The sequence below is a fragment of the Rhodobium gokarnense genome (genome assembly GCF_025961475.1).
Taxonomy (GTDB): Bacteria; Pseudomonadota; Alphaproteobacteria; order Rhizobiales; family Rhodobiaceae; genus Rhodobium; species Rhodobium gokarnense.
This window is the reverse complement of record NZ_JAOQNS010000005.1, coordinates 53,799-77,857: the sequence shown is the minus strand read 5'-3', so window position 1 is coordinate 77,857 and position 24,059 is coordinate 53,799. Positions and strand designations below refer to the sequence as shown.

20 protein-coding genes are annotated in these 24,059 nt (G+C 65.6%); 10 read left to right on the top strand and 10 right to left on the bottom strand.

Annotated elements, in window-relative coordinates; translation table 11 throughout:
• Positions 1 to 4 precede the first annotated feature (4 nt).
• From M2319_RS10090 to M2319_RS10070, 5 genes are read left to right on the top strand one after another with little or no spacing between them, the layout of a single operon-like run.
• Complete coding sequence (locus M2319_RS10090) at positions 5 to 418, top strand: hypothetical protein (protein ID WP_264601332.1); 414 nt, start codon at positions 5 to 7, stop codon at positions 416 to 418.
• Positions 419 to 429: 11 nt separating this feature from the next.
• Positions 430 to 1,143, top strand: a complete 714-nt coding sequence (locus tag M2319_RS10085; RefSeq protein ID WP_264601331.1) for a MotA/TolQ/ExbB proton channel family protein — start codon at positions 430 to 432, stop codon at positions 1,141 to 1,143.
• A complete protein-coding gene (locus M2319_RS10080; RefSeq protein WP_264601330.1) occupies positions 1,140 to 1,541 on the top strand; it encodes an ExbD/TolR family protein in 402 nt (133 codons plus the stop codon). The genes M2319_RS10085 and M2319_RS10080 overlap by 4 nt, the downstream gene beginning before the upstream one ends.
• The gene (locus tag M2319_RS10075) at positions 1,538 to 1,933 is read left to right on the top strand and encodes an ExbD/TolR family protein (protein WP_264601329.1); all 396 of its coding nucleotides are present in this window, start codon (positions 1,538 to 1,540) and stop codon (positions 1,931 to 1,933) included. Before M2319_RS10080 ends, M2319_RS10075 begins: the two co-directional genes overlap by 4 nt.
• Positions 1,930 to 2,955 (top strand): energy transducer TonB family protein, encoded by a 1,026-nt coding sequence (locus M2319_RS10070; protein WP_264601328.1) that lies wholly within the window; start codon positions 1,930 to 1,932, stop codon positions 2,953 to 2,955. Before M2319_RS10075 ends, M2319_RS10070 begins: the two co-directional genes overlap by 4 nt.
• 45 nt (positions 2,956 to 3,000) lie before the next feature.
• On the opposite strand, the gene fes is transcribed toward M2319_RS10070, so the two are convergent.
• Both fes and M2319_RS10060 read right to left on the bottom strand, forming a co-directional pair.
• The gene (fes, locus tag M2319_RS10065) at positions 3,001 to 4,650 is read right to left on the bottom strand and encodes an enterochelin esterase (RefSeq protein ID WP_264601327.1); all 1,650 of its coding nucleotides are present in this window, start codon (positions 4,648 to 4,650) and stop codon (positions 3,001 to 3,003) included.
• Positions 4,651 to 4,654: 4 nt separating this feature from the next.
• Positions 4,655 to 6,787: a TonB-dependent siderophore receptor gene (locus tag M2319_RS10060; RefSeq protein ID WP_264601326.1), complete on the bottom strand. Its 2,133-nt coding sequence runs from the start codon at positions 6,785 to 6,787 to the stop codon at positions 4,655 to 4,657.
• A gap of 206 nt (positions 6,788 to 6,993) precedes the next feature.
• Here M2319_RS10060 and M2319_RS10055 point away from each other — a divergent pair, with 206 nt between their 5' ends.
• Positions 6,994 to 7,920 (top strand): helix-turn-helix transcriptional regulator, encoded by a 927-nt coding sequence (locus tag M2319_RS10055; protein WP_264601325.1) that lies wholly within the window; start codon positions 6,994 to 6,996, stop codon positions 7,918 to 7,920.
• A 184-nt stretch (positions 7,921 to 8,104) separates the two neighbouring features.
• Here M2319_RS10055 and M2319_RS10050 read toward each other — a convergent pair whose 3' ends face one another.
• The 6 genes from M2319_RS10050 to M2319_RS10025 form a co-directional block, all read right to left on the bottom strand.
• Positions 8,105 to 9,385, bottom strand: coding sequence for a TRAP transporter large permease (locus tag M2319_RS10050; RefSeq protein WP_264601324.1), 1,281 nt, complete (start codon positions 9,383 to 9,385; stop codon positions 8,105 to 8,107).
• The gene (locus tag M2319_RS10045) at positions 9,382 to 9,888 is read right to left on the bottom strand and encodes a TRAP transporter small permease (protein WP_264601323.1); all 507 of its coding nucleotides are present in this window, start codon (positions 9,886 to 9,888) and stop codon (positions 9,382 to 9,384) included. Before M2319_RS10045 ends, M2319_RS10050 begins: the two co-directional genes overlap by 4 nt.
• A 28-nt stretch (positions 9,889 to 9,916) precedes the next feature.
• On the bottom strand, positions 9,917 to 10,927 hold the full coding sequence (locus M2319_RS10040) for a TRAP transporter substrate-binding protein (protein WP_264601322.1): 1,011 nt from the start codon (positions 10,925 to 10,927) through the stop codon (positions 9,917 to 9,919).
• A gap of 36 nt (positions 10,928 to 10,963) precedes the next feature.
• On the bottom strand, positions 10,964 to 12,967 hold the full coding sequence (locus M2319_RS10035) for a hydantoinase B/oxoprolinase family protein (protein ID WP_264601321.1): 2,004 nt from the start codon (positions 12,965 to 12,967) through the stop codon (positions 10,964 to 10,966).
• A gap of 2 nt (positions 12,968 to 12,969) precedes the next feature.
• On the bottom strand, positions 12,970 to 15,084 hold the full coding sequence (locus tag M2319_RS10030) for a hydantoinase/oxoprolinase family protein (RefSeq protein WP_264601320.1): 2,115 nt from the start codon (positions 15,082 to 15,084) through the stop codon (positions 12,970 to 12,972).
• A gap of 96 nt (positions 15,085 to 15,180) precedes the next feature.
• Positions 15,181 to 16,140 (bottom strand): LysR family transcriptional regulator, encoded by a 960-nt coding sequence (locus tag M2319_RS10025; RefSeq protein WP_264601319.1) that lies wholly within the window; start codon positions 16,138 to 16,140, stop codon positions 15,181 to 15,183.
• A gap of 560 nt (positions 16,141 to 16,700) precedes the next feature.
• Here M2319_RS10025 and M2319_RS10020 point away from each other — a divergent pair.
• Positions 16,701 to 17,509, top strand: a protein-coding gene (locus tag M2319_RS10020; RefSeq protein ID WP_264601318.1) for an IS5 family transposase whose coding sequence is annotated in 2 segments (ribosomal slippage) — positions 16,701 to 17,015 and positions 17,018 to 17,509 — 807 coding nt in all. Because the reading frame shifts where the segments join, the coding sequence is not laid out codon by codon here.
• 21 nt (positions 17,510 to 17,530) lie between these two features.
• Here M2319_RS10020 and M2319_RS10015 read toward each other — a convergent pair.
• Together M2319_RS10015 and atoS are read right to left on the bottom strand one after the other, a co-directional pair.
• Positions 17,531 to 18,937 carry a sigma 54-interacting transcriptional regulator gene (locus M2319_RS10015; RefSeq protein ID WP_264601317.1) on the bottom strand — a complete coding sequence of 469 codons (1,407 nt, stop codon included), beginning with the start codon at positions 18,935 to 18,937 and terminating at the stop codon, positions 17,531 to 17,533.
• Positions 18,934 to 20,865, bottom strand: coding sequence for a two-component system sensor histidine kinase AtoS (atoS, locus tag M2319_RS10010; protein WP_264601316.1), 1,932 nt, complete (start codon positions 20,863 to 20,865; stop codon positions 18,934 to 18,936). The genes M2319_RS10015 and atoS overlap by 4 nt, the downstream gene beginning before the upstream one ends.
• A 279-nt stretch (positions 20,866 to 21,144) precedes the next feature.
• Between atoS and M2319_RS10005 the strand changes: the two genes are divergently transcribed.
• The 3 genes from M2319_RS10005 to M2319_RS09995 all read left to right on the top strand — a co-directional run bounded on the left by M2319_RS10005 (position 21,145) and on the right by M2319_RS09995 (position 24,015).
• Positions 21,145 to 21,798 carry a CoA transferase subunit A gene (locus M2319_RS10005; protein ID WP_264601315.1) on the top strand — a complete coding sequence of 218 codons (654 nt, stop codon included), beginning with the start codon at positions 21,145 to 21,147 and terminating at the stop codon, positions 21,796 to 21,798.
• 1 nt (position 21,799) lies between these two features.
• Positions 21,800 to 22,456 (top strand): 3-oxoacid CoA-transferase subunit B, encoded by a 657-nt coding sequence (locus M2319_RS10000; RefSeq protein ID WP_264601314.1) that lies wholly within the window; start codon positions 21,800 to 21,802, stop codon positions 22,454 to 22,456.
• Between the two features lie 128 nt (positions 22,457 to 22,584).
• Positions 22,585 to 24,015, top strand: coding sequence for a short-chain fatty acid transporter (locus M2319_RS09995; RefSeq protein ID WP_264601313.1), 1,431 nt, complete (start codon positions 22,585 to 22,587; stop codon positions 24,013 to 24,015).
• Positions 24,016 to 24,059: the final 44 nt, after the last annotated feature.

The window sequence follows — 24,059 nt, the reverse complement described above, 5'->3', positions numbered from 1 at the left end:
AGCCATGATCCAACGAACCGTCCTCTCCCTCCTTGTCCTCCTTGCCGTCTCCATGGTCTCGCCCGTTGCTGCCGCGGAAAGCCTGCCGCTGGAGCTCAACAAGGCGGCGACCGTTGCCGGCAAGTGCCGGGTCACGATGGTCGTGCGCAACGGCCTCGCGCGGCCGCTGTCGGCGCTATCCGTCGACGTTGTCGTGTTCGACAGGGAGGGCGGCGTCGCCGGCTATTCGGCGCTCAATTTCGGCGCCCTGCCGGCCGGCAAGATGCGCGTCCGGCAATACGACATCGCCGAGATGCCCTGCGCGGAGATCTCCCGCCTCCTGATCAACGACATCCGCAAATGCGGCGAGGGCGGCGAGGCCGAATGCCTCGGCCTCCTGGCGCCGTCCTCGCGCCTCGACATCGACTTCGCACTCTAAGGGAGAGCCACATGCCCGAAACGCTCGCGCCAGTCGGCGCTTCCTTCCTCGATCCGCTGATCCAGCTTGCCGTCCGCGGCGGCCCGGTCGTCATGCTGCTCATCGTCCTGTCCGTCATCGCGCTCGGCCTCGTCATCGCCAAGCTGGTGCAGTTTGCAAGGCTCCGCGTCGGCCGCCACCGCCGCGCCCGCGCCGCGCTCAATCTCTGGCTCTCCGGCAATCGCGAGGAGGCGAGCGGGCACCTGCGCGGCGACCGCTCCCTCGTCGGCGACATCGTCCATCACCTGTTCCAGGGCGCCGCGCAGCCGGCGACCCGGGAGGAACATCTGCGCGAGGACATCGAGCGCGTCTGCATGGCCCGCCTCGGCCGGCTGAAGGCGCTTCTGAGGCCGATCGACATGATCGCCCAGACGGCGCCGCTGATCGGCCTCTTCGGCACCGTCATCGGCATGATCGAGGCGTTCCGGGCGATGCAGGGCGCGGGCGCGACGGTCGACCCGTCCGTGCTTGCCGGCGGCATCTGGGTGGCGCTTCTCACCACCGCCGTCGGCCTTGCCATCGCCATTCCGGCGAGCGCCATCGTCGGCTGGTTCGACGGCCGCATCGAGCGCGAGCAGGCGGCGATGGAAGCGCTGGTGACGGCGTTCTTCACCGGCGCGCCGACCGAACGCGGCGCGCTGACGGTGGTGGCGATCGACCAGCGTCGCAGACGATCCGCGACATGAAGCTTGAACGCGCCCGGCGCCGGCGGCCGATCGGGATCACGTCGCTGATCGACGTGATCTTCCTGTTGCTGCTGTTCTTCATGCTGGCCTCCAGCTTCTCCCGCTACCAGGCGCTGCCGGTGAGCGCCGGGATCTCCGGCGCCGGCAACTCTTCGAGCCGGCCGCTGCTCCTGCGCGTCCACGACGCCACCCGCATCGACCTCAACGGAGAGGCGGTGACGCTGGAAGAGCTTGCGGAACGGCTCGGCGAGACCGGAGGCGCAGGCTCCAACGCGGGCGCGAAACCGGTGGCGATCTGGTCCGGACCCGAGGCCGCGACCCAGCATGTCGTCGATGCGCTGGTCGCCGTCAGGGGGGCGGGACGCGAGGCGCTGGTGATCGCGGGGCAGGGCCGATGAAGATCGCAAGGCCGCAGCGGCGCACGCCGCCCGACAACACCGTGCCGCTCATCAACATCGTCTTCTTGATGCTGATCTTCTTCCTCTTTGCCGGCACCGTCAGTCGCGACGATGCCGCCGGGATCGACCCGCCCCAGAGTATTGCCGAGGATGAACGCATCCGCTCCACCGGCGCCCTCGTCGTCAATGAGGAGGGTATCGTTACCCGCAACGGCGAGCCGGTAGCGCTGGAAAGCCTCGACGCGAATGCCCTTGTCGACAATGCCGAAGGTGGGCGTCTGATGATTGCCGCCGACGGCCGCCTGCCGGCAGACCGCCTCAAGCAGATGCTGGCGCGGCTCAATGGGAGCGGCCGGGAAATCGTCCTCATCACGCGGCGGAAGCAGCCATGATCAACCGGCGCGTCATCGCCGTCTCCATCGTCCTCTCCCTCGGCATCCACGTCGCGGGGTTCGCGATGCTGGCCGGCCCGGACGACCAGGTGGAAATGGCGGCCTCCCAGGGGGGCGCCGTCTCGGTCATCGGCTCCCTGGAAGACATGGTGGCCGGCGCCAATGCCGAACTCGATCCCGTCGACCCGGTGAGCGAAGCCGAGCCGGTGGAGACGGAGGTCGCCGAGGCCGAACCGGTCGAGATGCCGGAGCCGGCGCCGCCGATCACGGCACAGCCGGCAACGCCGGTCGAGACCGTGCCGCCGCCGCCCGAGGCGGTGACGCCGCAACCGAGCGCCGAGGTGGAGCCGGCGACAGAAGTCGCGCCGGTGATGGCTGCGGACATTCCGCTGGTGCCGGTGACCGAGGCCGAACCGGTCGAACGCAAAGAGGCGGCGGAGGTCACGCCGCAGGAGGCGGCTCAGGAACGCCCGACCGAGGTCGCGGCTCTCACGCCGCCGCCGGACGCGGCCGAGCCCGTGCGCCCGGAAACGATGACACCTGTGCCGCAGGTGAAACCGCGCCCGCCGCGCAAGGTGGTGAAGAAGCCGGCGAAGAAGAAGCGCCTTGCCGCCAAGCGCGTGCGCCGCGGCGGCAAGGCCAATGCGCGGCGCGGCGGTGAGCGCATCACCGCACAGCGCGGCACCTCCAACGCCGCCGGCGGATCGCGCCGCAAGACGGACGGCGGCGGCAAGGCGGCCGCCGATAATTATAAAGGCAAGGTGCTGCGCCGGTTGCAGCGGGCAAAGCGCTATCCGGCGGCGGCGCGCAGGGGCGGCCTGACGGGCACGGCCGTGGTGCGCTTCACCGTGTCCCGCGGCGGCGGCGTCAGCGGCGTGCGTCTGGTGCGCTCAAGCGGCCACGACGTCCTCGACCGCGAGGCCGTCGCCATGGTGCGCCGGGCCTCGCCGATGCCGCGCTTTCCGAGCGCCGTCACGCAAAGCCGCATGACCTTCAGCGCACCGGTCCGCTTCTCGCGATAGGGCCGAAGGCGCCGGTGCCGACGCGGCACCGGCAGCCCGGCGGTGTCATTTTTCGGGGGCGAAAAGAGCGACCAGCCCGTCGATGAGGGCGCCGCGCCAGATGGCGTAGTCGTGGCCGCCGGCATATTCCCGGTGGACGACGGTTTCGTAGCCCTTTTCGCGCAGGGTCTCGGCGACCTGCCGGTTGGAGTCGATGATCGAGAGCTCATCCGGGAACCGGCTGGTCTCGAAAATGCCGGCCGACAGGAACGCCCTGATCGGCCGCTGCGGCGCCTCCCTGAAAAGCGAGGCGACATACGCCTCCTTGCCCTCATAGTCCTTAGGTGCCCACCAGAACGAGCCGGAGAGGGAGATGAACGCGCCGAACCGCTCCGGATGGCGGTGGGCGATGCACGCCGAGGCGAGACCGCCATAGCTCGATCCGGTGACGGCGGTTCGTGCCGGCATTGCCTCAATCCCGGTCCGACGCGCGATCTCCGGCAACAGCTCCAGCGCCACGGCGTCGGCGAAGTCGGCATTGCACGGCAGCTCGCGCGCCCGCGTTGTCTGGTCGATGTGGTCGACGAAAACGGCCACCACCGGCGGCAGCGTTCCGGCGGCGATCAGCCGGTCGAGCATGGCCGGCAGTTTCACCCGCGTCTGGTACTCCTTGCCGTCGAAAACGAAGAGCAGCAGGTTGTCCGGGTTTTCGGGGTCGAACCCGGCCGGGCGATAGATCGAGACGGTCCGCGCGTTGCCGAGCCGCTCGCTCTCATAGGTGAAATCGGTGACCGTGCCGGGATGCGTCACCGGTCCCGTCAGCCCGAGCTGGCGCGGCGCATCGGGAAGCTCCACATAGCTGAGCTGGTTGAAGCGGTCGGTTCCCTCCGGCTCCTGCGGGGATTTGTTGAGCGGGTCCGCCTGCAGGACGGAGAGCATGGCGAAGCGGCGCTCGCGCCTGGTGCCCGGAACCAGCGGAATGTCCGGTGCGAAGCGATAGGAGAGCCGCGTTGCGTCGGGGACCTCGAACGAGGCGAACCAGACGTCGCTGTCGCCGAGCCGTTCCAGCCAGGCGTGATCGCCGGATGGACCGCCCCAGAGCCGGACGTTCTTCTCCGCCCCGCGCCACAAAAAGGTGAGGAGGGACGTGCCCTCCGCGCCGCTCGGCGCCGGCTCGACGAGTGGCGTTCCCTCGCGCGCGCGTTCCTGCCAGAAGGCCTCCGTCGCGCCGCCGGCAGCAAGCGCCTTCAGCAACACTTTCAGAGCGGGACTTTCCGGATCCGTGCTGACGCGGGCCGGCGGATGCGGAAGCTGCTTGTCGGGTGGAATGTTGTCGACGATGGCAAAGGTGACGTCGTCCGGCTGGGCCTTTGTGCTCAGCGCCAGTTCGGCGGTATCGCTGCCGGCGACGAAATAGAAATTGTGGTGCCCGGTCGCGTCCTCAAGCACCGCCCTTTCCGGCGCGCCGTCCGGCCCGAGCAGGACGAGATCGACCGGCACCGCGCTTTCCACCAGCCCCTTCACATAAGAACCGGGTTCGGTCGAAATGCGAAGACGCCGCGTCGACGACGCGGCAAGATCGAGCATCTGTTCCTTGGCCGCCATCGGCGTTCCGGGACGGTCCGAAACGGCTTCGGCGGCCGTCGCCGCGGCCGCCGTCATGAAAAGCCAGGCGGCGCTGCAAAGATGCAGCGCCGCGCGATGTCGTTTGATCATTCAATCACCATTCGTAGCTGAGATGGGCCATCACCTTGCGCCCCTCGCCGTACCAGCAATAGGCGCCGTTGTAGCAGGACGAGACGTACTCCTTGTCGGCGACGTTGGTGACGTTCAGCGTTCCCTTCACCCCTGCCATGTCCGGCGTGATGGCGCCGAGGTCGAGGGCGAGGCCGAGATCGACCAGCGTATAGGAGGGAACGGTGATGCTGTTGTCCCAGGTGCCGTAGGATTCGCCGACGTGGCGCACGCCCGCCATCACGTCGAGGCCGAAGTCGAAGCCGTATTTCGCCCACAAAGCGGCCGTCTGCTTCGGCACCCGCTGGGCCTTGTAGCCGGCGTCGGCCCCGTCGGTGATCTCCGCGTCCACATAGCCGTAGGAGGCGATCAGGCTGAAGGCCTCGGTGATCCGCGCCCGGCCTTCCAGTTCGACGCCGCGCGAGCGCCTGGTGCCGATCGGCACATAGCCGCCGGCGGCATAGTCGTATTCGGCAAGGTTGGTCTGCTCGATGTCGAAATAGGACGCCGTTATCAGCACGTCGCCGCCGAGCGGCGCCCATTTGACGCCGGCCTCGTATTGCGTGCCCTCGCTCGGCTCCAGCGGACCGTAACCGGGCGCCGCCTGGCGCAGCACCGGCTGGAACGATGTCGAGTAGCTCGCATAGGGCGTCACGTCGAAGGGCAGGCTATAGGCGACGCCGACCCGGCCGCTCAGTGCCTCGTCCTTGTAGGTCGCGGTCGGCGCCGCGCCGGTCAGGTCGACGATGTCGGTGTTGGCCCAGTCATAGCGCGCACCGGCGACGACGTTCAGCCGGCCGAGCTCCATCTGCTCCTGCACATAGAGCCCGGTCTGCCGCAGCCGGAGGTCCTCGTTATAGGTGTTGGTGGGGACCACCGACCGGGCAAGGCTCGCGGGGACGAAGTGCGGATTGGCGAGGTCGTAGGTGAGGCCGGACGCCCAGTTGGACGCGTAGTCGGTCTCCTTGGAGCTCACCTGGTGGTCGATGCCGACCATCAGCGTGTGGCTGGCGCCGGAGGTGTCGAAATCCCAGGTGACGTAGCTGTCCGTCGTCAGCTGCTCCATGACGTCGTCGACCCGGACGACGCCGAGATTGAGGACGTCGCCGGCGACGCTGTCGATCATCACCCCGCGATGGTCCATGCGGATGCGGTTGTAGCGCAGCTTGTGGACGACCTGGAACGCGTCGGTGAAGTGGTGCTTCACCTCGTAGCCGGCCGAAAAGGTCTGGCGGAAAACATTGTCGAAGTCGGGCGAGACGGAGACGAGGTCGCGCGGGATCCGGTAGCCACCTGCCGTCGGCACCAGCGTGCCCTCATAGGTGTTGAAGTTCCGGAAGCCGGCGTCGGGCTCGTGCTGGTAGAGCACGTCGACGGTGACCTCCGTGTCGGGCGTCGCCTTCCAGGTCACCGACGGCATGATCAGGAACCGGTCCTGCACGTAGTCGTCGCCCTGCAGCTCCTTGTGCCAGCCCTTGGCGACGACACGATAGGCGAAGTCGTCGTTGAGGAAGACGCCCTGAAGGTCGGCGCCGACGCTCTTGTAGTTGTCCGTGCCGTAGCCGACGCTCACCCGCCGCCTGGTCTCTCCGGTCGGATGCTTGAGGATCTGGTTGACCATGCCGCCCGGCAGGATCTGGCCGTAGAGCACTGAGTTCGGCCCCTTCACCACCTCCACGCGCTCCATCAGGAACGGATCGAGCTGGCCGTAGGAGCTCTGGCCGAAGACCATGCCGTTGACGTATTTGTCGGCATATTCGAAGCCGCGCACGAACACCTCGTCATGCAGGTTCGAGGTGCCGCGGTAGTTGGTCAGCACGTTCGGCGTATAGGTGAGGGCTTCGGCCACCGAGGTCGCGCCCTGGTCTTCGATCTGCTCGGCCGGCACCACGTTGATGGTCTGCGGCGTCTTCTCCAGCGGCGTGTCGGTCTTGGTGCCGGAGACGGAGCGTTTCGCCACATAGCCGTCGACCGGCCCGTCGCCGACCTCGCCGCCGCCCGGCGCCTGCACGACCACCGCATCGAGTTGAACCGCCTCTTCAGCGGCCAGCGGCGTCATCACGGTTGAGGACAAAAGGGCCGCCGAGACCCCGAAAACGATGCGACGCGTACTGCTCATGCCGACTCCGATCCACCTTCCTTCAGGGCGCACCGGCGGGGCGGCCTGAAATTGTTTTTTGTGAGGTGGTCAATCTATTTTCCGGCCGTATACAGTGCTAGATGCAATTCGTTTGCAATAGCGACTCTGTTGTTTGTAGAAATGACAAAACGGATGGAAACGCGCGTCGAAGAGGGCCGGAAGGGTGCAGCCACGCTGAGAGTGAGATGACCATTGAGCGTTTCCCCGGCGATTTCCGGGTCGGCTTCTTGAGCCAGAAAATGCATGGTGTCGGCGATGCGTCGGAGACGCTGCTGTCGCCGAAGCTGCAGTTGCTCGTGCTGTTGCGCGGGCGCCAGAAATTCTACCTTGAGGACGAGTGCATCGAGCTGGTCGCCGGCGACCGCGACGACACCAGGCCGGTCGCCTTCCTGATGCGCATCGACCGGCTGTCGCGGCTGCGCTTTGCCGGCTCCTACGGCGATCCGTTCCGCAAGATCTCGGTCGCCGCGCCGCCCGACTGGCTGGAGCAGTTCCATCGCGACTGCGGGGGAGGGACCTCATCCGCCTGTCCGCTGGCCGAGCTGTGCCGCGAGCGGGGGGCCTGCTCCGGCGACAGTCCGATCCTCAGCAGGCGCTCGATCGGATATCTGCACCACGTCACCTGGCGTCCGTGCCAGGACGTCTGCCGGCTCGCCGCCCAGATCATCTCGCCGCCGCCGATCGAGGACGAGCACCAGGCGGGCCTGTTCCGGATGTCGCGCGGCCTTGAGATCCTGCGCCGCGCCATCATCGATTGCCGCAACGAGGCCGCCCGGTCCGTGTCGGGCGCCCAGCGCGCGATCCACGAGAGCCTCAGGCTCCATGTCGTCGCCAATCTCGACGGCGACCTCTCGCTGGGTCACCTGGAGCAGGTGTTCGGCCTCAACCGCCGCTCCATCCAGCGCGCCTTCAAGCGCGAATTCGGAATGACGGTGCGCGAGTATATTCGGGCCGAACGCCTGAAACGGGCCAATGAGGCGCTGCAGGACCAGGGCGTCTCGATCGCCGAGGCCGCCCATATCGCCGGCTATTCAAGCCCGGCCAACTTCGCCACCGCCTTCCGCAAAGCCTACGGAATGCCGCCGAACTGGGCCCGAAGCAGGACCCCTTGAACCCGGCGGTGCCGGTCGTCGACGCGCGGACCGCCGTGGAACAAGGAGAAATACGGCAATAGCCGCACCATCCGGCGCTCGCTCGGCACGAACAGATCACCCATCACGGCCTGCCCCAGGGGAGACGGTGGCTCACATCCCGATCCGAAATAATGGCGCGGGGCAGCAACTGGGACGTTTATCCCTACCCCATGACCAGCGTGGGAAGCCATAGGGTGAGCGCGGGCCAATAGGCGATCATGACGAGGAGGAGCAGGAGCGGCAGCATCAGCGGGAGGATGGCCGCGGCGACGTTCTCGATCGGGCGATTTGCGATCTTGGAGGCGATGAACAGGCCGACGCCCATGGGGGGTGTGGCGATGCCGATCGACAGGGCGAGCGTCAGAAGCACGCCGAACTGGATCCGGTCCACGCCGAACTTGTCGAGCACGGGAAGCAACATCGGCACGAGGATGATCTTGGCCGGGACGCTCTCGATGAAGCAGCCGATCACCAGCAGAAACAGGGACAGGATGCCGATGAACACGAATTTGCTGTCGGTGTTGGCAAGGGTGAAATCGGCGAGGGCCTGGGGAAGCGCCTGAATGGCGACCAGCCAGCCGACGAGCGCGGAAAAGCCGACGATGATCATGATGAAGGCCGTTGCCGTCACCGTCGAGCGGGCCGCGTTCCAGATGTCGCGCAGGGTCAGGCTGCGATAAAGCCATCCGAGAAACAGGGTCCACAGGCAGGCGAGCACGCCGGCTTCCGTCGCCGTCGTCACCCCTGTGAAGATCGCGCCGAGAATGATCGCCGGGGACACCAGCGCGCCGATGCCGTGAATGGCAGTGCTTCCAATCTCACGGAGCGATGCGGGCTCTTCGCGCGGCATTTCCCGGCGCCTGGCGAGCCAGGCGACGTTGACCATCATCATCGCGGCGAGAAGCAGGCCCGGCAGAAGGGTCGCCAGAAACAGGCGGACAACGGACGTTTCCGACAGATAGGCATAGACAATCAGCCCGATCGACGGCGGGATCAGCGGGCCGAGCATGGAACTCGCAATGGTCAGCGCCGCCGAAAAATCGGCGTTGTATCCGCGCTGCCGCATGGCCCGGATTTCAATCGTGCCGAGGCCGGCAATATCGGCAAGGGCGGAGCCGGACGCGCCGGAAAAGATCAAGGACGCAAGGATGTTGACCTGCGCCAGCCCGCCGCGGAAGCGGCCGACGACGGCGGAGGCGAAGGCGAAGATCCGATCGGAGACGCCGGCCGCGTTCATCAGGTTGCCGGCCATGATGAAGAACGGAATGGCCAGCAGCGAGGCGGCATCGACGCCTTCCAGTATCTGCTGCGGCACGAGGAAGGACGTGCGGCCGAAGCCGGCATAGAGGAAGGCGGCGATCGCCGAACACGCGAGCGCCCGAATGACCGGTATGCCGAGGACGACGAGCGCGACGAAGCCGCCGAAGAGAATGACGCCGGTCATGCCTGCCGCTCCGCCTTCCGGCCTGTCAGGCGCAGGGCTGCCTGGACGACGGAGTCGACCATCAGTGCGCCGCAGGAAATGAACAGCGGCACGGAAAGCCAGTAGCGCTCGAGGCCGACCATCGGCAGCTCGCCGACCTGGGACGCGATGACCCTTTGAACCTGCAACAGCAGGAAGCCGGTCAGGAGGAAGGTCAGGACGTCGGTCGCGACGGCGATGACCTTGCGACCGGCCGGCCCCATGCGGTTGGTGAGAAACTCGACGGCAACGTCGTTGCCCATGTGGCAGAGCGGGAAGAAACCGACAAAGACCATCCAGACAAACAGCAGCATCGTCCACGGCAGGACCGGACCGATATCGGTCCCCATCGTCAGCCGGTACAGGATATTGGCGGCATTCAGCGCCAGTATCGCGACGAGAATGGCTGTTGCGGCCTGTTGAAAGGCCTCGGCGAGGACGTCGAACAGATGCCCGAGACGCTTCAGCCCAAGACGCTTAGGCATTGTCGATCCCTTCCCGCGATGCGCACCCCTATTGAGCGGACCTGGTCGCAGCAACAGCGGCGAGGAAGCCTTCCGGCAGCGCGCCTGCCGCGTCTTTCTCGTCGTAGAACTGCTGCATCCTGGCAACCATCGGCCCGGTTTCCATCTTGCCGAAGGTCACGCCTTCCTCCTTCATGCGCTTGATGGAGTCATCGACGGAGTTCTCAACGAGTTCCGTACCGTAGGCCGAGGCTTCGACATAGGCCTTCTGAAGCGCCTGCTGATCCTTTTCGCTGAGCGCAGCATAGGCGTCCGTGTTCATCATGAAGCCGACGCTCTGCCAGTATTCGTCATGCTCGGCAACATTCTTGGCAGCTTCCTGGAAACGCGTGCTCTCGACCAGCGAGATCGGGCTGTTGACCGCGTCGATCATGGAGCGCGACAGGCCCTGATAGACCTCGCTCCAGGCCATGATACGGACATCGCAGCCGAGATATTTCCAGGCTTCGACCGCGAGATCGTCGGGATGCATGCGGAGCCGCAAGCCGGAAAGATCGTCGATCGTCTGCACCGGCTTGGTGGAGACCATCACGCGATAGGGACCGCGCAGGAAAATGGTGGGATCGCCCAAGACCGCGACATGGGCTTTCTCGGCAATGCCGTCGAACCAGCCCTTGACCAGATCGGAATGCATGAAGCGGACCCAGTGGTCGCGACCCTCGAACATGAAGGGGGCATTCATATAGGCAATGTCCGGATTCCACTTGATCAGCCGGACGAGACCGGCCGACTGGATCTGGATGACATTGCTGGCGAGCTGTTCCATCACGGCATCGGTCTTGCCGAGCTGCTCGAACGGGAAAAGCTGGATGGTCAGATCGCCGCCCGAATACTCCTTGACGAGGTCGGCGAACCGCTGGACGCCCTTGCCTTCCGGGCTCTCCAGGCTCTGGTCGACGGCCATGCGCCAGGTCTCGGCAAATGCCGAGGTCGATGTCAGGGCGAGGCCGAGAGTGAGACCGACCGCCACGAAGCCACGCATCATCCTGTTCTTCTTCATGATATTCCCCTTTTGGGTTGGTGCTGGGTCTTTCTGCTAGTTGATCTGGTTGGAGGCGCCGGGCGCCGGCGCGACATTTCTGATCCGGCGCAAATGCCGCTCCACGAGGTCGTCGGCGGCGGCAATATCGAGAGGCGCTGTCCGCCGTGCGAGGTCGGGCTGGATCACCTTCACGAGCTGGCCGCGGGTCGCGGTGTTTTCCTGAAGCAGCCGGTTGGCCAGATGCACGCGCACCGGTTCGGGGCGCAGGCGATCGAAGTCCTGCCGCTCCGGCCCGAAAACGATGTCCTCAGGGGCCGCATTGGCAGGCCGGCGCGCCTCGCGTTCGCGCTCCGTCGCATCGGCATCGACTTGGCCGTCGACGATCACCACGCCATAGGCCTCCAGGGCTTTATCCCGGCTCACAAGCCCCTCTTCGACATCGGCCAGAACCAATGCCGGATCGCGATCGAAGGCCGGTCCGTAGCTGCCGCCCGCCGGCGTTTCCACGGTGAGGATGTCGCCCTCCTTCAGCGGCAGGACGGTGATCCGGTCGATCGTCTCAGACGTGCCGTCGTCATGGGTCAGCGAGATGTTGGCGAGCCGCCCGGCTTCACCGCCCTTCACGCCCCAGGGGCGGAAGTGGAAGCGGTTCATGCCGCGGGCGGTGATCTGGGCGCTGATGCCGGTGCTTTCCAGCTCCAGAACGACGGCCGCGCCGCTGCGCCATTTGCCGGGAGCCTGGCTGTCGGGCAGCAGTTCGAAACGCCGGACACGGAGCACGGTCTCGGCCTCGACGATTTCGGCGGGGACCGACTTCAGGCCGCCGACGCGACCGTCGATGCCGTCGATACCGTCGCGGATCCGCCGTCCGCCGCCGCCGCCGCAGATCGGATTGACGACCGTGACGCGTTCCTTGCCGGTCACCGGGTCGATGGCGTTGACGACGACGATGCCCGCCATGCCCGCGCCGGCGGCCATCAGCCCGTCCGGCAGCGCCTTGTTGAGGCAGCCGATCACCGCATCGTAGACCCGGAGCCCGGAGGCGACACGCGAGCCCATGGCCGCCGGCAGCTCCGCATTGATCAGGCTGCCGCGCGGGGCATGCATGGTGATCGGGCGCAGGAGGCCGGCATTCTTGGGCGCATCCGGTGCCCGCGTCAGGATCAGGTTCATCAGCCCCTGAACGATATAGGGATGGGTCCGGTCGCCGCAGATGAAATTGTAGGCGGAGGGCATCTGCGGGTCGGTGCCGGCGAAGTCGAAATGGACCGTATCGCCATCGACCGTCATGCTGACATGGACCTGGTAATATTCGCCCTCGCCCAGGCCCTCGACGAAATCGGAAAAGTCGTAGGTTCCGTCGGGAATATCGCGGATGACGTTGCGCGCCTTGCGCTCGGCAAGGGCCATGACGTCCTGCATGCCGGCTTCGACCTGTTCGGTTCCGAACCGGTCGCAGAGCGCGTTCAGCCGCTGGTCCATGCTGGCCATGGCGGCGAGCATCGCCTTCATGTCGCCCCAGACGTCGTCGGCAGCACGCGAATTGTCGAACAGGATGTTCTTGATCGTCTCGTCGATCTTCCCCGCCCTGACGAGATGGACCGGCCGCAGGCGCAGGCCCTCCTGATAGGACTCCGTGAAGGACGGCGAGATGCTGCCGGCAACGGCGCCGCCGATGTCCGAGGCGTGCACGAAGGACCAGGCAAAGGCGATCAGCCGGCCGTCGCGAAAGATCGGACGCACCATGGTGACGTCCATCTGGTGCGTCACCACACCGTCCGTCGCGAAGGGATCGTTGGTCAGGATCACGTCACCGGGCTGCAAGGTGTCGAAATCGAGCCAGCGCAGGACGCCGTGAAGCGGCAGTCCGATGAAGGTCGTGACGCCCGAGCCCGAGGGATAGGCGAAGATGTCGCCGTCGGGCGTCGCCAGGGCGCACTGGTAGTCCTGGACCAGCTTGACGAAGGTGGTGTGGGCCGTGCGGTGGAGGGTGGTCGAGGCTTCCTCGACGACTGCCGAAAAGCGGCTGTACATGATGGCGGTACGGATCGGATCCATGATCAGGCCTGCCTTTCGATGATCAGTTCGCGCTGCAGGCCGAGGCGGGCGACGAATCCCGGCGGCACCAGGGTCGTTGCGTCGTCCTGCTCGATGACCGCCGGGCCGGCGATCGCGTCCTCAGCGGCCATGCCGTCCCGGTGGAAGGCCGACGCGCCGGCATGGAGCGCGCCGCCGATGCGCAGGTCGCGCGGTGCCAGTCCGTTCCTGTTGCCGGTGGAGATGCTCCTGCGTCCCGTTCCCTTCGGGCCGGCGAGGCTGCCGCGGATGCGGACGCGGAGCGTCATGAACTCGACATCCGCTTCGGGGTCGCAATGGGCGTAGAGGCGTTCGTGCTCGGCGTGAAAAAGCCGGAACGCAGCGGCGACATCACCGGCGCGCGCAGCGGCATCGAGCACCACGTCGATGTCGAAGGACTGGCCCGCATAGCGCATCGCCGCGACATGTTCGATGTCGGTCTCGAGGATCATCCCCGCATCGATCTGCTCGGACAGCCACGACCGGGCCTGCCGCTCAAGGCCGTCGAAGGATGCCGCGAGCAGCCCGTCGCCGAGGGGACGGCGGTGGACGTTTTCCACGACGTCGTGGGTGAGCGTGCTGATCAGCCCGCCGAATGCGCAGAAAACCGAGGATGTCTGCGGCACGACGATGCGCGGAACGCCGATCTCCGCCGCAAGAAGCGGTCCGTGCACGCCGCCGGCGCCGCCGAAGAGCACCATGCTGACCAGTTCCGGGTTCATGCCGAGGCGCGCCAGATAGGGCATGACGGCGGCGACCATGTTGGCGGTCGCCACGCGGATCGCCGCTTCCGCCGCCGCCTCGATGCTGAGGCCGAGCGCATCGGCGACGGGCGCCATCGCCTTCAGCGCCGCATCGCGGTCCAGGGGCATCTGGCCGCCGAGGAAATGCCGCTCGTCGATATAGTTGCAGAGCAGGTAGGCATCGGTGAGTGCCGGCCGGGTGCCGCCGCGGCCGTAACAGGCCGGACCGGGATAGGACTGGGTGCTTTGCGGGCCGACCGACAGCACCCCGTCGCGAACCGCAATCACCGATCCGCCGCCGGCGCCGATCGCCTCAATGCCCGTCACCGGCATCGACAGCGGAAAGTCCCCGACCTCCGCCTCGCGCGACACCGTGGGCTGGCCGTCGCGGATCAGCGACATGTCCGTGCTGGTGCCGCCCATGTCGAAGGTGAGGAGATCCTCGATCTTCGCAAGACGCCCGAGGAAGCTGGCGGCGGCGACGCCCGAAGCCGGGCCTGAGAGCAAGGTGTGCACCGGCTCGCGCCTGGCTTCGGCCGTGGACATGGCACCGCCGTTCGACCGGGTCACGAACAGGTGCGCCCTATCATGGCGCGATGCCATATGGGTTTCGATCGCCGTCAGATAGTCGCTCATCCGCTTCTTGACGAAACCGTTGAGCAGGGCGATCAGCGCCCGCTCGTACTCGCCGATCTGCGGCCAGATGTCGGAGGACAGGCTGACATCCATGCCGGGAGCCGCCTTCCGGGCGATGTCGCGGGCGCGGCGTTCGTGTTCGGGATTCCGGAAGCTGTTGATGAACGCGATCGCAAGGCTTTCGACACCGGCCTTCGCCGCCTGCCGTGCGGCATCGGCAATGGCGGCTTCATCCAGCGCAACGATCTCGCGGCCATGGGCATCGATACGGCCGGCGACCGGAAAGACGTGCTGGCGCGGCACGAGCGGTGTCGGCCGGTCGTTGAAGAGGCCCGTCGGGTCCTTCAATCGTAGCCGCTGCAGCCCCATGAGGTCGCGGAAACCGTCCGTGGTCAGCAAGCCCAACCGCGCGCCGGCCCGCTCGATCACCATGTTGGTGCTGACGGTGGTGCCGTGCATCACCATGACGGTTTCGCCGTGGTCCGGTTTCATCTCGTCGACGATCCGGTCGAAGCCCGCACAGACGGTGCGGTCGAAATCGGGGGGGCTCGACGGCAGCTTGAAGGACAGGCCGACCTCGTCCTCCCCTTCACGCCAGGCAACGAAGTCGGTGAAGGTGCCGCCAATGTCGATGCCGATACGGATCATGAACTGTTCTTTCTGCGTCACACAAAACAGCAGACGGGCCGAAAGTCCCTTCTTGTCGAGGACAATCGCCATGTCTGTCGATCCGAATGTTACGAAGCGGCCCGATCCGCCACTATCTGGCGGAATCCGATAGCAGATATAAGAAAATCTTATAACAGAGCCCTGACGTCAGGCCTTCCTGCTGGCCGCCAGGCGGCGGCACACCGGCGAGACCGCAATGTCCCAGGCCGGGTCGTTCTCCAGGTCGCAGACGGCTGCGGCCAGCATGGATGTGGCCGCTTCCACGGCGCGGCCAGGTGCCCGATCCGACGGTTCGGCCAGGATCACCTCGCGCTCCAGGGCGGGATTGACGAGCGGTGCCCAGCTCAATTGCATCTGTTCGGCGCTGGCGACCGTGACGGATTGCGGCTGGATCGCATAGCCGAGGCCCTCCGATGCCATGGAGCGCATCGACGTGCCGGAATCGGACTCAAGGAAAAGGGCAACCCGGATGCCGGCCTGCTGCGCTGCCAGATCGACGACGGCACGAATGCCGAAAGGCCGGCTTGGCAAGATCAGCGGCAACCGGCCGAGCTCCTGGAATTCGACCGGCTTTGCCGGATCGAGGCCGGCGGAGCGCTTGGCGATCAGGACAAGGGGCTCCCGGAACAGCGGCGTCAGCTTGAAATGCAGCTTCTGCACCGGCCCATAGAGAAGCGCGAGGTCGATTTCGCCCTTCTGCAGCCATTCGATCATGTGAACCGGATGGCCCTCGATGATCCGGATCAGCAGCCCCGGATGGTGCGGGACGGTCGTTGCCGTCAGCGTCTTGGTCGCCCAGGGGCTGAGCGAGGGCGGCACCGCGATGGTGACGCGGCCCTTGACTTCCGGATTCCTGCTGGCGCGATAGATCGCCCGGTCGAGCGCCGCCAACGGTTCCGCAATCGCCTTGGCAAAGGCCTCGCCCTCTCCGGTCAGCTCCATGCCGCGGCCGGTGCGGTGGAACAAGGGCGTCTGCAGGGTTGTCTCGATGTCGCGGATCGCCTGGCTCAGGGAGGGCTGCGACCGCCGCATGAGATCGGCCGCGCGGCTGAGGGACTTGACTTCAGCGACACATAAAAAGACGCGCAAATGCTTGATATCTATCATCTTGGATAGCGGTGCCCTGGTCCGCTGCACCATACCGCGCGGAACGCGGTCCGGTCAAAACCAAGCATAGGGCGCGCACACGGGCCTGCGCGAGCCAAGAACGGCGAAACATCACTGGTTCCGATCAGCGCCCGCTATGTCCACTCCCTTGTTGTCATTCCTATTGCGCTTAGTCCGTCCTCAACCTTGTGGATCGTTGTCGACCCGTCGCCGGACAAAGCGATGCGCCGGGACTGCCGACCAAAATGAATGACGAGCGACCAGTCCGTTCCACGATGAAGGCCCGGTGGGGTTCCAAAAAACGCTTGCGATGCCCGCCAGTCCCGGCCCGCATCTTGAATTACGAATCCAAGCGATTGGGAATCATCGCCGATTTAGCCAAAATAGGAAACGCTCCAAGAAAACTGGAGCAGCCGAAAATACTGGCGGCACCTGCAATTGCCGGCCCAGGCGATCGTTGCCGATGGGTCTTTTCTGGTCTGGTCCGCCAGCCGGCGCAAACTCATAAACGGGTAGCGATTGCCGGCGATAGATGATTCAAGCTCCGAAGGGAGTTTGTCATGTCCCAGCGTCGCTACGAACTGACCGATTTCGAGTGGTCGGTCATTGAACCGTTACTTCCAAACAAGCCGCGTGGCGTGCCGCGGGTCGATGATCGCAAAGTGCTGAACGGCATCTACTGGCGGTTGCGCACGGGTTCGCCCTGGGCGGACATTCCGGAGCGCTACGGCCCCGCCACCACGTGCTACAATCGCTTCGTACGCTGGCGCAAGCTGGGTATATGGGACCGCATTTTCGAGGCGGTCTCGGCTGCCTATGATGGCGACCTGCAATCGGTTGATTCGTCGTCCATCAAGGTTCACCAGCACGCCAGCAATGTTCGGCGGCCAAAAAGGGGGACGCCGAAACCGCCGGCGTGGCACGATCCGGCGCCGTCTGCATGGGGCGTTCGCGAGGCGGACTGACCACCAAGATCCACGCTGTCGTCGACGCGAACGGTCTGCCCGTGAAGCTGAAGCTCACGCCCGGACAGGCCCATGACGGACGCAGCGCGGCCGACATGCTGGACGGGATCGGCTCGGGCCAGGCGCTGCTGGCCGATGCGGCCTATGACAGCGACGCATTACGTCGGCAAGTGGAGGCGCAAGGCGGATGGCTGTGCGCCAAGCCCGTCTCCCGCCGACGAGAAAGGCCGCCCTTCAGCCGATGGCTCTACCGCTTTCGAAACGTCGTCGAGCGCTTCTTCAATCGCATCAAACATTGCCGCGCCATCGCCACCCGATACGAAAAGCACGACGAGAACTATCTCACTCTCATCAAACTTTCCGCAATAAGGCTATGGATCGGAAATAATGAGTCTATGTCCTAGCCGGCGCAGACACCCGCCAGATCAGGCCTCCTGTTCGCCCGGAGGCGTTGCCAGGCCGTATTCCTGCAGCTTGTACAGAAGCGTTCGGCGGCTGATGCCGAGTTCCACTGCCGTGTGGCTGCGGTTGCCGCCGTGGCGCATGAGGGCGTTGCGGATCACCTGGCTCTCGAAGTCGTTGACGAGATCGCGCAGCGAACCCGTGCGCGAGCCGCCGCCGAAGGCCTCGCCATCACCCGCTCCGTCGCCGGTTCTGGCGACGGAGCGCGGCAGGTCCTCTGCCGTGATGACAGAGTTGGTGCACATCACCACGGCATGTTCGATGGCGTTCACCAGTTCCCGCACATTGCCCGGCCACGACCAGGCGAGCAGGCAGTCCATCGCCGCGGAATCGAAGCCGCGGATCACCACGTCGTTTTCGGCGCAGAAGCGTTCCAGGAAATGTTCGGCGAGAAGCCTGACGTCTTCGGGCCGCTCGCGCAGCGGGATCGTCTCCAGCGTGACCACATTGAGACGGAAATAGAGGTCCTGGCGAAAGACCCCCTCGCGCACCATCTCCTCCAGGTTCTTGTTGGTCGCGGCGACGATGCGCACATCGGTCTGGATCGGCGTCGTGCCGCCGACGCGCTGGAATTCGTGCTCCTGCAGCACGCGCAGCAGCTTGGCCTGCAGGCCCGGAGAAATCTCGCCGATCTCGTCGAGGAACAGCGTGCCGTGCTCGGCCTGTTCGAAACGCCCCCGATGGCGGCCGACGGCGCCGGTGAAGGCGCCTTTCTCGTGGCCGAAGAATTCGCTCTCGTGGAGGCCTTCGGGGATGGCCGCGCAGTTGACCTTGACGAACGCCTTGGAGGCCCGCGGGCTGCCGTAATGGATGGCCGCGGCAACGAGTTCCTTGCCGGTGCCGCTCTCGCCCTGAATCAGGGCGGTGGCATTGCTGCGGGCGACCTTGGCGATCTTCTCGCGTTGCGCGATCATGCGCGGATTGTTGGTGAGGATGCCTTCGGCGCCGTAGCGTTCCGACAGCTCGCGCCGCAGCGAGACGATGTCGTGCTGCATGGCGCGGATTTCCAGAATCCGGCGCACCAGCATGCGGATCTCGTCGAGGTCGAACGGCTTCAGGACATAGTCGAAGGCGCCATCCTTCATCGCCTGCACCGCCGTGCCGATCTCGGCGAAGGCCGTCATCAGGACGATCCGCGCGCTGCGGTCGATCTCGACGATGGCCTTCAGCGCCTCCAGCCCGTTCATCCGCGGCATGCGGATGTCGAGGAGCACGACAGCCGCATGGCGCCGCCGGAAGGTCTCGACCCCTTCCAGCCCGTCATTCGCGACGACGACCTCGAGCCCCTCCTTCTCCAGCACGGCGGTGAGCATGTGGCGGATGGCCTGATCGTCGTCGACGACGAGGGCGAGGGGGGCGGCGTTTGTCATGCGGTCTCCTCCGGCAGGGGAGCGACGATCGGAAGCTCGATGGTGACGACCGTACCGAAATCGACGCGGCTGTCGAAGCTGATGACGCCGTGGTGCGCGTCGATGATCCGGTGAACCATCGCCAGCCCGAGCCCGGTGCCGCTCGGCTTGGTCGAGAAGAACGGGTCGAACACCTTGTTCAGGTGATTGGGGGCAACGCCGACGCCGTCGTCGCGGACCTCGATCCTGATCGCGTCATCGCCATGGCGACGCGCCGTGACGACCACCGTGCCGTCATCGGCAATGGCCTGGAGCGCGTTGATGAGGAGGTTCAAAAGGGCCTGTTTCAGGGCTTCGGCATCGGCGTCGATCTTCGGCAGGTCCTCGTCGATCTGCAAATCGATCTGGACGCTCGCCGGCCCGTTGGCGAGGAAGCTGACGTCGTTGATCAGTTCCGCCACATCGACCGAGGTCATCTGCGGCGGCCTCAGCCGGCCGAACGCCAGCAGCTTGCTGATCGTCTCGTTGAGGACGTCGACCTCTTGGATGATGATCTTGGAATAGCGGCTCCACTCCTCCGGCTCGCCGCCATCGCCGAGGTATTGGATGAAGCCGCGGATCGAGGTCAGCGGGTTGCGGATCTCGTGCGCGATGCTGGCGGTCAGCTCGCCGAGCGCCGCCAGCCGGTCGGCGCGCATCACCTGCACCATCAGCCGGTCGCGCTCGCTCACGTCCTTGAGCACGACGACGGCGCCGATGCGCCTGTCTTCGCCGTCGTGGAGAACGCTGGATGTCGCCGTCAGCCGCCAGACCGCATCGGTCCGGGGCAGTTCGAGCGCCACGCCGATATGCGTGTGGCCGGTGTCGAGCGTATCGAGCAGGGCGCTCGCCACATGCATGTGGTCGGCGAAAAGCTGGCGATAGGACCGGCCCATCACCTCGTCGGCCGGCACGCCGTACATCACCTCGGCCGCGGGATTGAACGCCGTGATCCGGCCTTCCAGATCGACTGCGACGACGCCGTCGGCGATGCTGGTGAGGATGTTCTCCGTCAGCGTGCGGGCATCGAGCAAAGCCCTCGCCATGATGTTGACGGCATCGACGATTTCGCCGAGCTCGCCGCGCAGCGGCCGGATCGGTTTGCGCAGGTCGTTCTTGAGGCCCGCCAGCCCGCCGACGACGACGTCCACTTCCCGCGACAGCCGCTTCGACATGGAATGGATGACCAATCCGGCGAGGAGGATGCCGCCCAGGGTGATGGCGAACACGGTCCGGTCGACGGTCTGTTCCTGCCGCTCGATCGCATCGGTGAACTCGTTCGCCCAGCTATAGCCGATCACCTCGCCGTCGCGGATGATCGGCAGCATGGCGTTCATGATCGATCCGCGGACCAGCGGGCCGGTTTCGACGCTCGGCTTGCCGACCGCCATGACGTCGCGGCCGGGATGGTCGGCAGAGATCGTCCGGCCTACCGTCCCGCCGTAGTCCTTGCTCGGCCCGTAGGTGATGATCGCATCGAGGCGGCGGGAATAGTAGCCGCAGCCGACGCCCGGATCGGAGGCGGCGATCTTGTCGGTTATCGGTGCGAGCTTGGCGTTCAGATGTGCGATCGCGGCCTGGCGGTTCTGCCATCCGGACGGCAGGTCGGCCAGAAGGGCATCGAAACCCGGCCCGAGCTCGCTATCGAGAACGCGCGCGAGCGTAAACAGCTTGTCCTGCTTTTCGTTCAGCAGCGCTTCGCGGCCTTCATGCTGCAGGATGATGCCGAGGAGGAGGATCGGCAGGGCGACCATGGCGAATGACGTCAGCATCAAGCGCTGGCGCATCTTCGCCGGCAACAGGCGTTCGCTGAGCTTCTTCAGGCGCACAGGGTGCTCCGCATGCGTGGTCTGGCGGTCGCTGTCGACCACCGCAGGCGGCCTCTCACCGGGAATTCCCACCTCGAACATGACTGGGCCTTAGGCCTTTCGGGAAGGAGGGCGCTTCCGGCGGGAGGAGCCGGAGAACGCCTTTGCGGTCCATCTTATCGACCCGTTGCCAAGTAAAGTCCATGTGAAAAATTTTGCGCATTGCGCAAGAAGCTGCGCAATCCCAACAAGTGCTCCTCAGGTCGGAATGACGGTCAAGCCCACGGGAATCAAGAGGTCCGGAAGAATGGCATAGGGCATGCATGACAACTGGCGCAGCTTTTCCCGTATAGCGAAAACGACGTACACGAGGGAGTATAAATGTCAAAGTTGTGTAGTTGTGCATGCGCAGTCGAAAGTATTACTGACGGCTCGTCGGTAATGATCGGCGGCTTCATGGGAGGTGGGTCCCCGCATCGGTTGATCGATGAACTGGTCCGCCAGGGCAAGAAGGACCTCACGATCATCGCCAATGACACGGCCCGGCCGGGCTTCGGCATCGGCAAGCTGGTCGACGCGGGGGCGCTCAAGCGATTGATAGCGTCCCATATCGGCCTCAACCCCGAAACCCAGAAACGGATGATCGCCGAGGAAATCGAGGTCGAGCTGGTGCCCCAGGGCACGCTCGCCGAGCGCATCCGCGCCGGCGGCATGGGCCTCGGCGGCGTGCTCACCGCGACGGGCGTCGGCACCGTGGTCGCCGATGGCAAGCCGACGCTGGAGGTCGAGGGCGAGACCTATCTGGTCGAGACGCCGCTGAAGGCGGACTTCGCGCTCATTCACGCCCTGCGCGCCGATCTCTTCGGCAATCTGCAGTACCAGCTGACCGCCCGTAACTTCAATCCGTCGATGGCCCTGGCCGGAGCGACGGTCGTCGCCGAGGCGGCCGAGGTCGTGCCGGTCGGCATGATCCCCCCCGACCATGTCGAAACCGTCGGCGTCCTGGTCGACCACCTTATTTCCCGGGAGGCATAAAATGGACTCGAAAGCCCTCATCGCCCAACGCGTGGCCCAGGAACTGGTCGACGGCGATCTCGTCAATCTGGGCATCGGTCTGCCGACGCTCGTCACCACCTATCTGCCTGAAGGAATCCGCGTCTTCTTCCAGTCCGAAAACGGACTGATCGGCATGCAGGCCCTGTCCGAAAAGGCGGCCGCCTTTGAGGACCTGACCGATGCCGGCGGAACGCCCGCAAGCTTCATTCCGGGCGCTGCGGCGTTCGACAGCATCGCCTCCTTCGGGTTCATCCGCGGCGGCCATCTCGACGTCACCGTGCTCGGCGGCCTGCAGGTCGACGAAGGCGGACAGCTCGCGAACTGGATGGTCCCCGGCAAGATGGTACCGGGCATGGGCGGGGCGATGGACCTCGTCACCGGCGCCAAGAAGGTGATCGTCGCCATGACCCACACGGCAAAGGGCGCGCCGAAGATCATCAAGAAGTGCAACCTGCCGCTGACCTCGGTGCGCCGGGTCGATCTCATCGTCACGGACATGGCGGTGATCGAGCCGACCGAGGACGGCCTCGTCCTCAGGGAAGTCGCCCCCGAGATGTCCATCGACGACGTCAAGGCTGCGACCGAGGCCACACTCCTCATACCGGACGACGTCAAGCAGATGCCCGTCAGGATCTGACGGCCACCCAACGCACCAACCCGACCAGCTCCATCCTCAAGATTCCGCCCGTCCGTCACCACTCTTGCCGAGCGGTACGGCGGCGCGGGGAGGGGCGTGGTCTCTCCAATCCTCAGAGAGGCAACTCCATGTCAAACGCCGATGTCCGGGCCCGCGCGCCCATAGAAAGCAAGCAACCGCGGGGCCTTGCCCGTCTTGCCTACCGCTTCACCGAACTGTCCGAAAAGTGGTTCCCCGACGCCTTCGTCTTCGTGGCGCTGGCCCTCGTCGTGGTCGTCCTGGCTAACCTGGCCACCGGCGCTGCGCCGCTGGAGATCGCCCACTCCTTCGGTCAGGGGTTCTGGACACTTATCCCCTTCACCATGCAGATGGCCCTCGTTGCCATCACCGGCTATGTGGTGGCGACCTCGGGGCCCTGCACCAAACTGATCGCGCGCCTGGCCAGCGTTCCGCAAAGCAGTCGCGGCGCCGTTGCCTGGGTGGGCTTCGTGACCATGTCGTCGTCCTATCTCAACTGGGCGCTGAGCCTGGTCCTCGGCGGCCTCCTGGTCCGCGCCATCGCTCGGCGCACCGACATCAAGGTCGACTACCGCGCCGCCGGGGCGGCCGCCTATCTGGGCCTCGGCGCCACCTGGGCGCTCGGTCTCAGCTCTTCGGCGGCAATGCTCCAGGCCAACCCGGCCTCGCTGCCGAAAGCGATCTCCGACATCAGCGGCGTCATCCCGCTCAGCCAGACGATCTTCCTGTGGCAGTCGATCGTCATGCTTCTGATCATCGCCGCCGTCGCCGTCACCGTCGCCTACTATTCGGCGCCGGAGGGCGATCAGATCAAGACCGCCGAAGACATGGGCTGTGACGTTTCCGAGACCGATACCAGCGCGCTGAAGCAGTCACGGCCGGGCGAATGGTTCGAGTTCAATTTCATTCTGCCGGCGCTGGTGGTGCTCCTTGCGGCGGGATACATCTACGTCGAGCTGTCCACCAAAGGTGTGATGGGGACGATCTCCAACCTCAACAACTACAACTTCATCTTCCTGATGGTCGGCCTGCTGCTGCACGGCAATATCCGCAGCTTCCTGACCTCCGTGTCGAAGGCCGTTCCCACGACCGCCGGCGTGATCATCCAGTTTCCGTTCTATGCGGCGATCGCAGCCCTGCTCACCCAGGTGCCGGGATCGGACGGCGTCACCATCTCGCACCACATCTCGCACCTGTTCGTCTCGATCGCCAACATCGAGATCTTCCCGGTCGTCATCGGCGTCTACTCGGCGATCCTCGGCTTCCTGGTTCCCTCCGGCGGCGGCAAATGGATCATCGAGGCGCCCTACGTGCTGCAGACGGCGAAGGACCTGAACGCGCATATGGGGTGGGCGATCGAAGTCTATAACGCTGCCGAAGCGCTGCCGAACCTCATCAACCCGTTCTGGATGCTGCCCCTCCTGGGTGTCCTCGGCCTGCGCGCCAAGGATCTGGTTGGCTTCTGCTTCACCCAGCTCATCATCGCCTTCCCGCTGGTGATGTTCCTGCTGTGGATCCTGGCCCCCTCGGTCACCCCCTGATACCGCGCGCCGGCCGCGTCCCTCCCGGTCGCGGCCGGCCGCCC